At 46.8% G+C, this 14,433-nt stretch carries 14 protein-coding genes; 6 read left to right on the top strand and 8 right to left on the bottom strand.

Annotation, left to right across the window (positions count from 1 at the left end):
* Positions 1-150: 150 nt before the first annotated feature.
* The gene (gene ppk1 / locus TX72_RS12585) at positions 151-2,289 is read right to left on the bottom strand and encodes a polyphosphate kinase 1 (RefSeq protein ID WP_011129348.1); all 2,139 of its coding nucleotides are present in this window, start codon (positions 2,287-2,289) and stop codon (positions 151-153) included.
* A gap of 45 nt (positions 2,290-2,334) precedes the next feature.
* Positions 2,335-3,633 carry an MFS transporter gene (locus TX72_RS12580; RefSeq protein WP_011129347.1) on the bottom strand — a complete coding sequence of 433 codons (1,299 nt, stop codon included), beginning with the start codon at positions 3,631-3,633 and terminating at the stop codon, positions 2,335-2,337.
* Between TX72_RS12580 and TX72_RS12575 the strand changes: the two genes are divergently transcribed.
* A complete protein-coding gene (locus TX72_RS12575; RefSeq protein ID WP_011129346.1) occupies positions 3,632-4,099 on the top strand; it encodes a GNAT family N-acetyltransferase in 468 nt (155 codons plus the stop codon). The genes TX72_RS12580 and TX72_RS12575 overlap by 2 nt on opposite strands.
* On the opposite strand, the gene TX72_RS12570 is transcribed toward TX72_RS12575, so the two are convergent.
* Both TX72_RS12570 and TX72_RS12565 read right to left on the bottom strand, forming a co-directional pair.
* A complete protein-coding gene (locus tag TX72_RS12570; protein WP_011129345.1) occupies positions 4,060-5,130 on the bottom strand; it encodes an anthranilate phosphoribosyltransferase family protein in 1,071 nt (356 codons plus the stop codon). The two genes, TX72_RS12575 and TX72_RS12570, sit on opposite strands and share 40 nt — an antisense overlap.
* A 73-nt stretch (positions 5,131-5,203) precedes the next feature.
* On the bottom strand, positions 5,204-5,374 hold the full coding sequence (locus TX72_RS12565) for a hypothetical protein (protein WP_042504028.1): 171 nt from the start codon (positions 5,372-5,374) through the stop codon (positions 5,204-5,206).
* A gap of 193 nt (positions 5,375-5,567) precedes the next feature.
* Between TX72_RS12565 and cynS the strand changes: the two genes are divergently transcribed.
* Positions 5,568-6,002, top strand: a complete 435-nt coding sequence (gene cynS, locus TX72_RS12560) for a cyanase (RefSeq protein ID WP_071820881.1) — start codon at positions 5,568-5,570, stop codon at positions 6,000-6,002.
* Positions 6,003-6,047: 45 nt separating this feature from the next.
* On the opposite strand, the gene TX72_RS13425 is transcribed toward cynS, so the two are convergent.
* Complete coding sequence (locus TX72_RS13425) at positions 6,048-6,773, bottom strand: HEAT repeat domain-containing protein (protein ID WP_011129342.1); 726 nt, start codon at positions 6,771-6,773, stop codon at positions 6,048-6,050.
* A gap of 673 nt (positions 6,774-7,446) precedes the next feature.
* Between TX72_RS13425 and TX72_RS13420 the strand changes: the two genes are divergently transcribed.
* The 4 genes from TX72_RS13420 to TX72_RS12550 all read left to right on the top strand — a co-directional run bounded on the left by TX72_RS13420 (position 7,447) and on the right by TX72_RS12550 (position 11,262).
* On the top strand, positions 7,447-7,650 hold the full coding sequence (locus tag TX72_RS13420; protein WP_011129341.1) for a twin-arginine translocase TatA/TatE family subunit: 204 nt from the start codon (positions 7,447-7,449) through the stop codon (positions 7,648-7,650).
* A 284-nt stretch (positions 7,651-7,934) separates the two neighbouring features.
* Entirely contained in the window at positions 7,935-9,614 is a 1,680-nt protein-coding gene (locus TX72_RS12555; protein ID WP_011129340.1) for an ABC transporter substrate-binding protein, read from the top strand.
* Between the two features lie 5 nt (positions 9,615-9,619).
* The gene (gene ntrB, locus TX72_RS13415; RefSeq protein WP_011129339.1) at positions 9,620-10,399 is read left to right on the top strand and encodes a nitrate ABC transporter permease; all 780 of its coding nucleotides are present in this window, start codon (positions 9,620-9,622) and stop codon (positions 10,397-10,399) included.
* On the top strand, positions 10,396-11,262 hold the full coding sequence (locus TX72_RS12550) for an ABC transporter ATP-binding protein (protein ID WP_011129338.1): 867 nt from the start codon (positions 10,396-10,398) through the stop codon (positions 11,260-11,262). The genes ntrB and TX72_RS12550 overlap by 4 nt, the downstream gene beginning before the upstream one ends.
* Positions 11,263-11,302: 40 nt before the next feature.
* Here TX72_RS12550 and TX72_RS14060 read toward each other — a convergent pair whose 3' ends face one another.
* The 3 genes from TX72_RS14060 to TX72_RS12545 form a co-directional block, all read right to left on the bottom strand.
* Complete coding sequence (locus TX72_RS14060; protein ID WP_148228834.1) at positions 11,303-11,626, bottom strand: hypothetical protein; 324 nt, start codon at positions 11,624-11,626, stop codon at positions 11,303-11,305.
* A 345-nt stretch (positions 11,627-11,971) separates the two neighbouring features.
* Positions 11,972-13,030, bottom strand: a complete 1,059-nt coding sequence (locus tag TX72_RS13410) for a WD40 repeat domain-containing protein (protein ID WP_158305761.1) — start codon at positions 13,028-13,030, stop codon at positions 11,972-11,974.
* The gene (locus tag TX72_RS12545; protein ID WP_011129335.1) at positions 13,027-14,409 is read right to left on the bottom strand and encodes a CobW family GTP-binding protein; all 1,383 of its coding nucleotides are present in this window, start codon (positions 14,407-14,409) and stop codon (positions 13,027-13,029) included. Before TX72_RS12545 ends, TX72_RS13410 begins: the two co-directional genes overlap by 4 nt.
* Between the last annotated feature and the right edge of the window lie 24 nt (positions 14,410-14,433).

Raw genomic sequence — 14,433 nt, 5'->3', positions numbered from 1 at the left:
TTGACTGTTGTGAATCCGAAGACTTTCGGGAGCCCCTGATGTGGTTTGCGACACCAGTGTGTGGCTGGAGTGTGTTGAACGGCTTCAGCTTGATTGCAACGATTCCGTATCAGTCATCACGGATATTTGACGCAACTTCATCTCAAAAGATCACGATTGCGGCACGCCTTGACTCCATTGCTTGATCAGTTGAACTTGAGAGTTGCGAACGTCCTCTCCGTCCTCTGGTTGCCGTTGGATAAAGCTGCCATCGCTTTGCATGTCCCAGGCGCCCCGGTTGTCCTTCAGGTAGAGCTCCAGCAAGCGCTCCAGTCGGCCTCGAAGGTTGGGATCTTCCACGGGTGTCACAGCTTCCACCCGGCGGTCAAGGTTGCGACTCATCCAGTCTGCGCTTCCGATATACACCTCAGGTGAGCCGCCGTTTCCGAACCAGAAAATCCGCGAGTGTTCAAGGAACTGGCCGATGATGCTCACAACGCTGATGCTTTCACTCAGCCCTTCTCGGCCTGGGTAGAGGCTGCACATGCCGCGGATGATCAGTTCAACCCGCACATTCGCTGCTGCGGCTTCATACAACAAAGCGATGATGTCCGGATCCACCAAGGAATTCATCTTGGCTCTGATGTGACCGTCTCGACCTTCCCTGGCATGTTCGATTTCGCGCCGGATCAGGGATTCCATCCCTTTGCGCAGGGTCACCGGAGCCACAAGCAGTCGGCGGAAACTCTGCTGTTTTGAGAACCCGGTCAGGTAGTTGAACAGTTCCACCAGGTCCTGGCCCAGCTCCGGCCGCGTGGAGAGAAGTCCGAGATCGGTGTAGAGCTTCGAGGTTTTCGAGTTGTAATTCCCGGTCCCGATGTGGACGTAACTGCGCAGCTTCTCTTGCTCTTTGCGGACCACCAGAACGATCTTGGTGTGGGTTTTCAAGCCCAGAACGCCATACACCACATGGACGCCGGAGCGTTCCAGTTGCCGGGCCCACTGGATGTTGTTGTCTTCATCAAATCTGGCCTTGAGTTCCACTAGGGCCATCACCTGCTTGCCATTTTCAGCGGCACGGATCAGTGCCGCGATGATCGGTGAATCCTTCGAGGTTCGATAGAGGGTCATCTTGATCCCCATCACCTGGGGATCATCAGCGGCCTGATTGATGAATTCCTCCACCGTGGTGGAGAACAGGTCATAGGGGTGATGCAAGAGGATGTCCTGCTGACGCATCACCGAGAAGATGCTCTCGAATTCCTCGGGTTTGATGGCACCTTCGTCAATCAGATGCTGTTGGGTTCTGGCCAGTACCGTTGGGGTCTGTCCGCTGTGCTGTTTGTCCTTCAGTTTCGGAAGAGGCAGGGCCATCAATCCGAAGAGATCATCCAGACCCAGGGGTCCATCAATCCTGTAGAGGTCTTCTTCCTCAACGGCGAGGCCATTCATCAACATTTCAACGACGTCCTCGGGCATGTCGTTGGGCACTTCGAGTCGCACCACTTCGCCTCCCATTCGCCGTTTGCGCAGACCCTGCTCAAGGGCAAGCATCAGGTCATCGGCTTCGAGATCCCGCAGTTCCAGGTCGGCATCGCGGGTCACGCGGAAGAAGTAATGCCCCTGCACGCTCATCCCCGGAAAGAGGAGATCGAGGTTGAAGGCGATCACCTGTTCCAGCGGTACGGCGGTGTGGATGGGTTTGGGATCGCTCTCACTCAGCTCGGTGGGAATGGAGACGAAGCGTGGCAGGTTCTTCTGGGGAACCTTCACTCGTGCGAATTGACGTTGGCCTGATTCCGGGTCGTGAATGACAGCAGCAACGTTGAGGCTGAGGTTGCTGACGAAGGGGAAGGGATGTGCCGGGTCAACGGCAAGCGGAGTCAGCACTGGAAACACCGAATGGCGGAAGGTGTCGCTGACCCATTGCTGTTGATGCTTGTTCAACTGGCTGTAATCCAGCAGTTGCACGTTGTGGTCGAGCAGTTTTTTGCGCAGTTGTTTGCGGTAGTGGTCCTGCTGTTGCTGCAGCAGGGGTATCAGCCGTTCGCGAATGGTCAGCAGCTGTTCGAGCGGCGTCTTTCCGTCTTCGCTGGGGGTGGTGATGCCAGCTTCCACCTGAGACTTCAGGGACGCCACGCGCACCATGAAGAACTCATCAAGGTTGTTGCTGAAGATGGCGCTGAACTTGGCCTGGTCCAGCAGGGGGGTGCGCTGATCCAGCGCCTGGGCGAGGACTCTCTGGTTGAAGGCGATCCAGCTCAGTTCCCGGTTGATGTAGCGGTCCGGGCTCAGAACAGCGGAGCTCATGGGAAGTTTGGAGCTGGATCTGCGGGGTCAGCCGAAACGTAGCAATCAGATTCGTGTCTCAACCCTGGCTGAACGCGGGGCTCCAGCCACAAGACCTGCCACGCCGAACAGCACCAGAGCACCGATCCAGAAGGGACTCGTCTGTCCCAGATGGTCGTAGCTGAATCCTGCAGCGGATGCCCCCAGAAAGGTGCCGAGACTCTGGAGTCCCTGCAGTCCTCCCAGGGCTGCTCCCTGACCATCCCGCGTCAGTCGTTTCGAGACCAGCGCCCGCAGACAAGGCGTGACCAGGCCGGTGCCCAGCGCCAGCAGGGCGACGGCGCTGTAAATGACCGGCATCGACGTCTCTTCCGTTGCGAGCGGCACCATCAGGCAACCCACGCTGAGCAGTCCCAGACCCGCCAGGGTGAGACGGAGTTCGCCGAATCGCTTCACCAGCGGGCCGATCAGTCCTCCCTGCACCACCATGGCGATCACGCCCACTAGGGCAAAGGCGGCTCCCGCCATCCCTTCCGTCCAGTTGAAGGCGTTGCGCAGATAAAGCACAAGAACCGTGGTGAAGCCGTTGAAGGCCATGAAGAAGCCGAAGAAGGCCAGGGCCAGACGCCGCACGTCTGGACGGGCAAACACCCGCTGAAGCAGCGATACAGGGTTGAGGGCTCGCTTGCGCGGCAGAGGTTTACGGGCCTCAAGAGGATGGGTTTCCGGCAGCAACAGACTCACCATCACCAGGTTCACGACGGCAAACCCGGTGGCTCCCCAGGCGGGGAGGATGCGGTTCATTTCACCCAGCACACCACCAAGGCCTGGTCCGAGGGCAAAGCCCAGGCCGAAGGCAACACCGATCAGTCCAAAGGCTTTGGCACGGTTCTCCGGGGTTGTGACGTCAGCCAGTACGGCGGTGGCGGTGGCGGCCGTTCCGCCGCTGATGCCATCGATGATCCGGGCTGTGAACAGCAGGGCTAGGGGGACGCCTGCTGCGGCAGCTCCGGGCCAGATCTGCTGCCAGGGCACCGTCAGGGTGATAGCGAACAGTCCCATGCCGACGACGGAGCCACCCACACAGATGCTGATCACCGGTTTGCGGCCGAAGCGATCACTGAGGGCACCGATCAGTGGCGCTACAGCGAATTGAGAGAGGGCGTAAGTCCCCGACAGCAGACCGACGGTGCTGCCGCTGCTGCTGAAGTCCGCCAGCAGAAAGGGCAACAGCGGTAAGAAAATGCTCTCGCTCAGTCGATCGTTCAGCAGCGTCAGAAACGCGCTGAGCAGGGTGGGGATACGGGGGCGCTGCAAGGCGACCGGCGGTTGAAGGAGACTCACATTCCCACAGGCCGATGGCATGCCACTCCGCCCGATCGGGTCCGCTGATCACCCCCTGCTGCGGGAGATCTACGCGGATGCCATCGAGAGTCAGGCTCCGGGGCTCTATTCCTCAGACCAGGTCCGCGCCTGGGCGGCTCTGGCCTGGTTGCCCGGGATCCTGGATCGCACCTTCCTGGAGGGGCAGGGGTGGATTAGCGGTCACGACGCTGCCTTTGCCATCCGTGAACCGAGGGATCGCTTGTCTTTGCTTTATTGCCGAGGACGGGCTTGCCGCCAGGGCCATGGCCGCGCCTTGCTGGACCAGATTGAGGCCGATGCCCGCCATGAGGGGGTGGAGCGGTTGCGCACCGAAGCGAGTCAGTTGAGTCGTCCGTTGCTGGAACGCTGCGGTTGGCGTGTGCAGGCTCCGGAAACCATCAGCATCGGAGGCGTCCCGTTCAAGCGCTATCGGATGGATAAATGGCTTCTCCAGGACCGCAGCTGATCGAGGCATTGCAGGGCTTGGCCTGTTTTCAGCACGCCATCAGCTGTTTGCAGGCCTGATTCAAGGCTGTCGCTGAGGCCGCTGAACCAGAGGTAAGCCCCGGCATTCCAGCGCAGGGCATCCAGGAGTGGGCCACGGTTGTCGAGTGCCGCAAGGGCCTTTTCCGTCCAGGCCGTTTCGTCGCTCCACTCCACATCCGCTGCATGGCAGCCATGGTCTCGAGGGTGAAGAATCAGCCGTTCGGCCTGGCCCTGCTGAACCCTTGCGGTGATGCAGGCCCGCCCGATGGGGAGATCGGTGCCACCTTCCAGACCCTTCACCGTGAGCAGATTGGTTTCGCCGGCCAGCTTGAGGGCCTCCCAGGCGCGGCTTTCCGTGGGGGGATGAACGAAACCACTTACCAGCAGGTGGTTGCCTTGATGGGGTGTCCACAGCAGTTCAAGACTGGCCACTGGAGGACGTTTGCCCAGTTCCTCGCGGTAACCGATCAGGCTTTCGGCGATGGCGAAATGGTCGGGCTGGTGGATCAGTGCAAACCCGGTCTGCTCAAAGCCTTCTTGGACAGTGGCTATGGAGAGACCCGCCAGGTCAAGGCCCAGTATTCGGAACAGATCAATGGCGGTGACGCCGTATTTGATCGGAATGCGATTCCCCCCTTGCAGCACCACGGGCTGACCGCAGGCGAGCAGCACCAGCGTGGTGAGTGGGTAGATAGGGGCCGTGCGTGTGCGACCGTCAAATGGCATGCCGAAACAGAGCGGCGGCCGCTGACCCTCTGCACTGGTCAGCACAGGACCAAGTCTACGGTAGGTATCGAGCATGCCAGTGAGTTCCTGAGGCTCCGGCCGGCGGATGCGATGGGCGATCAGGAAGGCTCCGATCTGAGCTGGGGATGCCACCCCATCGAGCATGAGATGGAGCGCATCGGCAGCCTCCTCCCGGCTCATCCCCTTGCTGGTGTGCTCACCACTGCCAACTTTGCGCAGGTGCTGCTTGAAGCGTTCCCGACCGTTGACGATGCCGCTGGTCACAGATGTCCCCTCAGCTGAACGAAGTGTTCAGGAGTGCCGGACCCCATGAAAGTAGTGGTTGATACCAATCGTCCTAGTGTTGCGGCAGGACGTTCAGTCCGTCGAAGCTGCCGTGCCGGGGATGGTCGGGGTTGTGACGACCATCGGCGTAGTACAGACGCTCGAGGACGAGGTTGATGGCCGGTTTTGCTTGCAATTGTTGGCTGAACAACAACGACGAGATGTCCCGAAAGAGCTGACTCATTTGATTGTAGTTATATTTTTTTATTGCAGCGTCACAGGAACGTGTCTGTTGTATGCGATGCATCAAAACGATGAATTGATTTGGTCGCCGTTGCTGCATTTTGAGTGCATCTGCTGGGTGACACTTACGATGCTTCTGAGACGTTCCGATTTGGAATGCTGCTTTGAGGCAGTTTATTGTTCGCTTGACCGTTATGTCTTTAACAGCCACGTTGATGGCCGCCAAAAAGGCCAAAGGTATGAGTTTTGCTGATCTCGAGGCGGCCATTGGTCTCGATGAGGTTTGGGTTGCATCTTTGTTCTATGGCCAAGCGACGGCCTCGAAGGAGGAGGCCGAGAAACTTGCTGGTTTGTTATCCCTTGATGCAGAAACAACAGCGGCACTGCAGGAATATCCAACCAAGGGAAGCCTTGAGCCAGTGATTCCCACTGATCCTTTGATTTATCGTTTTTACGAGATCATGCAGGTGTATGGTATGCCTCTGAAAGATGTAATTCAGGAGCATTTCGGAGATGGAATTATGAGTGCCATTGATTTCACTATTGATGTCGATAAAGTTGAGGACCCTAAAGGTGATCGTGTCAAAATTGTAATGTGTGGTAAGTTTTTACCCTATAAGAAATGGTGAAATCTAAGGCTTTGGACTTATCTAAAGCCCAATTCTTATTGGGCTTTAGGTTCTAAACTGTTCGTTAAGTTTTTTTTGGGCAAATGACCGTCTTGATTCACTTTTTAGGGTTTTACTAAGTTTCAGTAAATATCTCTTGCTGTTTTCGGATGCTATACAGCTAAGAGCTCTGAGTGCGGTAAATGCGACTTCGTCAGAGTCTTCTTGACACAAACAAAATAATCGTTTGCAGATTTCTTTACTGTCACGACGCTGAATTATACGGACTGCTTCAATAACAACTGAATCCCGAAAATCGTTGAGTGCTTCATTACAGTAATCCAAGAGTTGGTGATCTGTTAGAAGATGTGAGCGAAATTCCAGCAATTGAAGTCCAGCGAGTCGATAACTTTGACCAGGATGATGTAAGCAATGAGTGACGATTGCTTCGGGAACTTCAGCACCCCAACAACTAAGCGATTGAACTGCAGTTAGTCGAAGTTTTTCATTATCATTGCTGCGCTTGAGCAGTTCCAGTAACCATTCACGGGCCTCAATTTGATGGCAGAGTCCTGCGGCCATCACCAATTCAGGCATGTCGCCATAGCGTTGCAGTAGATGTTCAATAATCGGCCAGCCATGATCTGCAAGCATACCCATTTTTTCACAGAGAGCTAGCCGCAGATCAGTAGCAAGGTTGGGCGAATAAACATTTTCTAACCAACGAGGATCCAATGGAACCTTACGTGAATTTCCGAGTCTTTCCCACAGATCTGATTCGTTATCCTTCATGGTTGTTTAGCGCTAGTAGTTTTTTTTGGTGCAAGATGTAATTCTTCATTGTGTAGAAACGAACACAACAAGTCTACTATATAGTCTTGGTACCGATTAAATATATCACATATCATTTTCCCTATTTTAGGTTTGCTGAGTCTGAGCGTATGATTTTTCATTTATGGTTACCTAGGTAAATGATTACGACTCGCTCTTGACACATGATGTATGCCGAATTTATCTAAACTTCAATTATTGTATTTAAATTGTATCCAGTTCTACTAAGAATTCGTTGTCGGTTAACAATTACGATTTTGTATCAACCCGTCGGTATTTTACGTTTACGTCTGCACCAATCAGAACCCGACTCTTTTTTGATTGTAATAAGTCATTTGAGATAAAGTTATATATCCTTATACTATTTTAGAAGTCTGAGTGGTTAAATAAGCAATGAATTAAGAGAATACAACAAACGAGCATATACTTTTGAAGCCGAATATTAGGAGAATGTGCCAGCTAATTGATTGCTTGCAAATCAATCAATTATATTGCCTGCTGCATGAATTTACATTATGCACGTATACCGTTCGATAGTAATTTTACAAAAGCAAAATTGGTAATCTTAAATATGTCTAAAATCAACTTGATGAACTTACCGTCACAGCTATAATAAATTAGCGGTCAATCACAAATGAGCTTTTTTGGATTAGGTTTTCCTGAGATACTAATTATATGCCTTATTTTTTTATTAGTCTTAGGGCCTAATAAATTGCCCAAAGTAGGAAAATATTTGGCTAAATATTTGGGCGGTTTTAGATCCGCCTCTGATGAATTTAAGAGAGAAATTGATGTAGTTGTCTTGGAGGACAAAGATCCTAAAGAAGATACCCTTTAATCTTAAGGCGATTGATCTGCGCAGCAGATCTTCTCTCAAATATAATAAATTCCTAATAATAAAGATTCACTCATTGTTGCAATAAGTATAATTTTCAGTTTAAGCGCATACTGTTTAGGACATCCAACAAATTTTATCTGGAGAACTACCTTTCTCTCTAATAAATTGAACAGCCGATTAATGTAGCAAGTGAGACAATTCCGACAAGTTTTGCTATGAGTATCACCTGATACAACATCCGCGTTCGCTTTCCAACTATAAATAAAGAAGTATGAACCCGATTTGTGGCGAATCTTTTCACCTCGCATGCATCCACAACAACTCAGACTGCCGCTGAGATTCTTAAGTCACAGCTTCAATGTAATAGCACTACAGAAGCTACATCAAGTTCTCCTTCCTTTCAACCACAAACCGGTCATGGTTTGTTTTGCTTCTGTGTAGAATGCCGGCCATTTAGTCCAGATCATCAAGATTTTACCGAAGATATGCCTTCAGATCCTGAGGATTTGATGGATGATTTTTATAAAATGGGTTTGATTAAAGCCGATGCTGTAGAAGTCGCTGAGGCTGTTTCATCAGCGGAGCTTAGAGAGATTCTTTTTTATAAGAACGCTTCTCAAGGTGATCCTGCCAAGGAAAAGCTTCTACGGGCACTAGCTGAAGAAGCCGGTGGATTAGACCAAGCAATGGCAGCAGCTTTTGGTCCTCAAGCAGGTGAATTCTTTGCCTCTATTCACTCTAGTTCCCCTTTTGGAAGAAGGTCATTTCTCAAAGGATTGGCTGCTGGTGCGGCCATGATAACAATTGCCAATAGCGCAGGCTTAGATACTCAAGATGCTCATGCAGCAGGTCATGCCGGCGGTAAATTAGAGAAAACTAACTTGAAGATTGGATTCATTCCAATTACATGTGCAACACCGATAATCATGTCAGAACCTATGGGTTTCTATAAATCTAATGGTTTGAAATGTAAGGTTGTGAAAATGCCAAGTTGGGGAGCTGTTCGCGATTCGGCCATTGCAGGTGAGCTTGATGCTTATCACATGCTCGCTCCAATGCCTATTTCTATGACTTTGGGATTGGGAACTTCTCCATTCAGCGTCAAATTAGCCAGTATTGAAAATATCAACGGACAAGCAATAACTGTAGCTAATCGCCACAAGGATAAAGTTAAATCTGCCGCAGATATGAAAGGCTTTGTATTCGGAGTACCATTCCCATACTCGATGCATAATTTACTACTTAGATATTACCTCGCTAAGGGTGGAGTTGATCCTGATAAGGATGTACAAATTCGCCCTGTACCACCACCGGATAGTGTTGCCCAGATGGTTGCAGGTGATATCGATGCATATTTGATGCCTGATCCATTTAATCAAAGAGCTGTGTTTGAAGGTGTTGGTTTTATTCACCTTCTAACTAAGGATCTCTGGGTTGGTCATCCATGCTGCGCTTTTGCTGCGGGTGAACCCTGGATTAACAAGCATCCAAATACTTTTAAAGCCATCAATAAATCTATTATTGAAGCTGCGAATTATGCAACAAATCCTACTAACAGATCTGAAATTGCGAAATACATTTCTGGCCGCGCCTTCCTAAACCAACCGACTAAAGTCGTTGAAGCTGTTTTGACAGGCAAGTTCGATGACGGCTTGGGCAATAAGAAAAATGTTCCTGACAGAATAGATTTTAAACCTTATCCTTGGCAGAGCTTTTCACATTGGATTCAGTCTCAACTTGTACGATGGGACCTTGGAGGAGCTGCTGACGCAATTAAAGCTGGTGACTTTAATGCTAATAGTGCTGCAATATTCCTAACAAATGAAGCTCAATCTTTGGAGAGGGAGCTGGGTTTCAATCCTCCCTCCCGTTCGTTCAAGACTGAGAAGCTTGCATACGACAGCTTTGACCCTACTGATCCGTTGGGCTATGTCAGCAAACAAATTGATAGAGACGGTGTATAGACTGTATGTCTACAAAGTCAACAATCCTGAGATCGTTACTGATCTCAGGATCTAGCCTCCTCTCTTTTTGCGTTGTCTGGGAAATTATAGCCAGTACCAATTTAATTCCTAATTTTCCAGGGGCTTTAAAGACCTTTCAGGAATTATTATGGTGGATATCAGATCCATTTTTTGATAACGGTCCTAACGATTTAGGGATTGGTTTCAATTTACTTATAAGCTTAAGAAGAGTTCTAATTGGTTACACACTTGCAATGGTTGTTGCAATTCCAGTCGGTCTCTTTGTTGGTGTTTCCAAAACCGTTAAGTCTTCTGTTGATCCTTATGTACAACTACTGAAACCGGTCTCACCGCTTGCCTGGCTGCCCATTGGCTTATTCGTATTTAGAAATTCAGAAGTTACCGGTATTTTTGTCATTTTTATTACAAGCATCTGGCCGACTTTAATTAATACCGCAATTGGTGTTCAATCCGTAGATTCTGATGTCTTAAAAGTTGCAAAGTCATTAGGTGCTTCCAAAACAAATACCATTACCAAAGTCATCTTACCTGCAGTAATGCCAAATATTTTAGCTGGGATGAGAATTTCAATGGGTACAGCATGGCTTGTAATAGTTGCTGCTGAAATGCTTCTAGGCACGGGTATCGGATATTTTATATGGAATGAATGGAACAATTTATATGTAGCTAACATATTTGTAGCAATTATAATCATAGGAATAACTGGTTATGTACTGGATCAAATCTTTGAGATTTTGCAACTTCGATTCAATTACGATTCATGACTAAATCTGTTCCCAGTTCAGTTGATTCCATTTCTTACAAGGAACATGAATCTCATGTTGAAATTGTAAATCTAAGCAAAGTTTTCCCAATTTCTCGACCTTCTCTTTTTAACAAAAAAACTGAGAACTATGTTGCTCTTGAAGGTGTGAATCTCGATATTAAAAAGAACACTTTTGTCTCTTTGATTGGCCCTTCGGGTTGTGGTAAATCAACGCTTTTGAATCTTTTAGCAGGATTAGATGATTTCACGTCTGGTGAAATTTTCATCGAAGGCAAGCCACTGGTTGGCCCTGGTCCAGACAGAGGCATAATTTTTCAGAACTACGCACTGATGCCCTGGCTTACCGCCGCAGGCAACATCGAATATGCCTTAGAGACGGCCTGTCCAGAACTAAGTACCTCACAGAGGCGTGAAAAAGCCAGATACTTTTTGAATATGGTTGGGTTAGAACGCTCAATGAACAAGTTTCCAAAGCAAATTTCAGGTGGTATGAAGCAGAGAGTTGCTATTGCACGAGCTTTGTCTATTAATCCGTCTATGTTACTTATGGACGAGCCTTTTGGAGCCCTTGATGCCCTTACAAGGTCCTATTTGCAAGAAGAAGTGTTAAAAATATGGGAGAAAAATAGAGTCACAGCTCTTTTAATTACACATAGTATTGAAGAAGCATTGTTAATGTCTGACAAAATTGTACTTATGTCAAGTGGACCATCTGCAAATATTGCAGATATTATAGATGTCCCTTTGCCAAGGCCCAGAATCCGTAATATTATAGAAAAAGATTCTCTCTTCATTGATATCAAACTCCAACTTGAGGATCATCTCCTTCGCGAAACAAGAGCAGTTGAAGAGTCTTCTTAGTTACACTTTGTGTTTGTTGAACCCGCCTAAAGTAGCTCTTTTATTTTATTATGTATTTAGTAATTTCACTTAATTCTATGTCTCCGGGTCTAAAGTATCTTACATATAAAGTATCAACATTTTTGTAATTACCCTTAATAAATTCTTGGAATTCTTCTTCATTGCTTATATTGCAATATTTAGGTTGTATCTCTTTGCCCTTTAACAATTCTCCATCCTTTTCAATTCCAACGATAATTATTAAAATCTTTCCTTGAATAATACTTGCACCTGATTCTTTTAATAAAGCAAGTGTACTTACTTCTTTCATTAATTGTGAAAAAATATCTTGGTCTTCGTTACTTTTTGCTGATTCTTCATTCATTGGCAATAGGCTAGGACTCTTCCTATATTATATACATTCATGTTATTATAAAGGAATCTATTGTCGGCCCATTAAAAATCTTAATCAAAATTGCGTATGTTAATGCCTAAATAAACCGCTTCCTTAAACAATTCTGTAGTTGCTTTTTTGTCATTTTCTTTTTGAGACTTTAGATAACGCTTCCGCAGTGAGTCAGTGACGGAGGCCAGCCATTGAGTTTGATACATAACGTGTATTGTATTGATTTACACCATTATACAGTCCGGCCAGTCGCATTTGAATTAGTTTCTAATTTCTTAATCAACTTCCTTTGATCCTCAAGGATTATATCGAACGGTCATATATTTAGTTTTTGAATCCGATTCCTTCTCCTTTTTTAGACGGTATATCCCAGCAGAATAATTTCCCCGAGTCGCTAGCAGCTAAAAAGGCATTATCGTCTCTCTTCCATTTTAGTCGTGTCGGCGTCGAGTTGATGGATACCTTGTCAATGGGCTCACCATCTCCATTTTTATCTAATTTCCAAATTGCAATTGATCCATCTTTTGCACCAGATGCTAATAACGAGCTACTGTTAGCAAAGCTAAGGCAACTTATCGGCTCATTATGAAGTATAAGTTGTCCCGGAATTGTTCCCTCAGGACCCTTATCTTTAAAGTTCCATACTGTAACTTGGGGGCTTCCCCCTGTAGCTAAATATTGACCCGTAATATCGAACACAATATCTTTAGGTTTGCCAGGATAACCAGTCATTTCAGCGTCTTTACCATTAGTTCGTCGCCAAAAATGTACTGAATTGTCTTGACTTCCACAAGCTACAATTTCCCCGTTTGGGCTCAATGCCAATGATATAAGAGATCCCTTCCACTCAAATCTTTGACAAGCTTTATTGGTTTTTACATCGTAAATAATCACTTGGCCATAGCTTGCTATCGCTAATTCGTTATTATTTGACCAATATATTGCTGACACAGTACTTGTCAGTTCATCGGAACGCCATAATTGATTTCCTGACGAATCAATCACATGTACGAACTTTCCAATGCTACCGGCTAATAATTTTCCGTTGTTTGTCCATTGTATATTGTCAACCCAGTCATTGCCTAATGAGTTTGAACTTAGTAAGCTTCCATCTGAAGCCGCATTAATATCAACCTTGCCGTTTTGGCCACAAGTTGCATATATGCTTCCGTTGGGATTTACTGCTAGATCTAAGAGTGATTTGTTGTGAGTGTCTTTTTGCATGTATAGTAACTTCCCTGTTTTTGCATCAAAAGAGTAAATGTTGCCTGTTATATCTGCAGCAATAATATTCTTATTTTCGAGTGCCCAGTCACAAGCTATTACGTATTCGCTAATTTCACTGTACCATCCATCTTGAAAGATGCTGTTAGATCTTTTCATGCTAGACATTTTTCAAACTCAGTCCTTAATGCATCCTCGTCTAAATTTCGGCCTATGAATACAAGTTGGTTCTTCCTGGGCTCGTTTCCCCACTCGCTTCCAGGCTCTGCAGTAAATAACATATGGACCCCTTGAAATACAATTTTTCTAGATTCTTCAGCGTAGCTGATAAATCCTTTGGTTCTAAATATATCTACTCCTTTTTCTCGGAGAAGTTTTGAAATCCAATCGTTTAATTTATCTGGATTAATGTTGCCAAGGCTTTCTAGAGCAATAGATCCAACTTCATCGTCATGCTCGTGTTCAGCTACCCATATTCTTTCGGTCTTTGTATCAATCCCCTTAGTTATATTGCTAAATTTTTTATCTCTTGTCTGATCATCCTTATTGTCATCCAGTCTTATATTGAATTCTTCTGCCGTATGTTGGGTGAAGAGACCTATAGTTGATTTATTATCTATGTATAATTCAAAGGCCTTCTGACCCGCATCTTGTAATTGTAATTCAATAACCTCGTTAAAACTTATTGCTTCACCTGGCATAAGTTGTTTAGGTTCTTTTGAAAATATTCTTACACAATCTTCGGCGTACCCGTCAAGATCTTTTCCATTTGAACTATTAAATTCTATTGCTGTTATTAGCATTGTTGGATCAGGTCCATCATCAAAATAAAGCCTGTAGTTTCCTTTCTTAAGTTCATATACTCCGGTCCACTCAAACGGATATTCAGGTTCGAGAAATGTCGGACGTCTATCTAATGTTTGCTGGAGATCAAATGCACCAAGATTCAAGACATCTTCAACATCGACCCCTGCTTCTTTTGAACGCAGTATACGGGCCATTTTGTTCATATCTCTAAGGCGTGATTCAAGTACGTTGACTTCGTTTTTGGAAACTAAGTCAGTTTTATTGAGTATGAGTACGTCCGCGAAGGCGACCTGCTCTGCACTTTCAGTGCTATGTTCTAATTGTTGATTAATGTGAGCAGAATCTACTAACGTCACTATTCCATCAAGAGTAAATTCATCTCTAACTTCATCATCCATAAAAAAAGTTTGTGCTACCGGCCCTGGGTCAGCGAGGCCGGTCGTTTCAACTAAAACGTAATCAAATTTGTCCCTACGTTTCATTAGATTGCCTAGGACTCTTATCAGATCACCTCTTACCGTGCAACAAATGCAACCATTAGACATTTCAAAGACCTCTTCGTCTGCATTAATGACGAGTCCTTGATCAATTCCAACTTCGCCGTATTCGTTTTCTATGACTGCAATCTTTTTGCCGTGCTCTTCTCTCAAGATCTTGTTTAACAGTGTGGTTTTCCCTGCCCCAAGGTAGCCAGTAAGTATGGTGACAGGAACCTTTCGCTTTTCTTTCATTACTAGATGAGTGATCAACTACTA

The sequence above is a fragment of the Parasynechococcus marenigrum WH 8102 genome (assembly GCF_000195975.1).
In the GTDB taxonomy this organism is placed as follows: domain Bacteria; phylum Cyanobacteriota; class Cyanobacteriia; order PCC-6307; family Cyanobiaceae; genus Parasynechococcus; species Parasynechococcus marisnigri.
The sequence above is the reverse complement of the archived record's forward strand: the minus strand, read 5'-3'. Positions and strand labels throughout refer to the sequence as shown.

Coding starts and splice junctions, on each gene's coding strand:
- ppk1 (WP_011129348.1), bottom strand. CDS start 2,289: ATGAGCTCCGCTGTTCTGAGCCCGGACCGCTACATCAACCGGGAACTG.
- TX72_RS12575 (WP_011129346.1), top strand. CDS start 3,632: ATGCCACTCCGCCCGATCGGGTCCGCTGATCACCCCCTGCTGCGGGAG.
- TX72_RS12580 (WP_011129347.1), bottom strand. CDS start 3,633: ATGCCATCGGCCTGTGGGAATGTGAGTCTCCTTCAACCGCCGGTCGCC.
- TX72_RS12565 (WP_042504028.1), bottom strand. CDS start 5,374: ATGAGTCAGCTCTTTCGGGACATCTCGTCGTTGTTGTTCAGCCAACAA.
- cynS (WP_071820881.1), top strand. CDS start 5,568: ATGTCTTTAACAGCCACGTTGATGGCCGCCAAAAAGGCCAAAGGTATG.
- TX72_RS13425 (WP_011129342.1), bottom strand. CDS start 6,773: ATGAAGGATAACGAATCAGATCTGTGGGAAAGACTCGGAAATTCACGT.
- TX72_RS13420 (WP_011129341.1), top strand. CDS start 7,447: ATGAGCTTTTTTGGATTAGGTTTTCCTGAGATACTAATTATATGCCTT.
- ntrB (WP_011129339.1), top strand. CDS start 9,620: ATGTCTACAAAGTCAACAATCCTGAGATCGTTACTGATCTCAGGATCT.
- TX72_RS12550 (WP_011129338.1), top strand. CDS start 10,396: ATGACTAAATCTGTTCCCAGTTCAGTTGATTCCATTTCTTACAAGGAA.
- TX72_RS14060 (WP_148228834.1), bottom strand. CDS start 11,626: ATGAATGAAGAATCAGCAAAAAGTAACGAAGACCAAGATATTTTTTCA.
- TX72_RS13410 (WP_158305761.1), bottom strand. CDS start 13,030: ATGAAAAGATCTAACAGCATCTTTCAAGATGGATGGTACAGTGAAATT.
- TX72_RS12545 (WP_011129335.1), bottom strand. CDS start 14,409: ATGAAAGAAAAGCGAAAGGTTCCTGTCACCATACTTACTGGCTACCTT.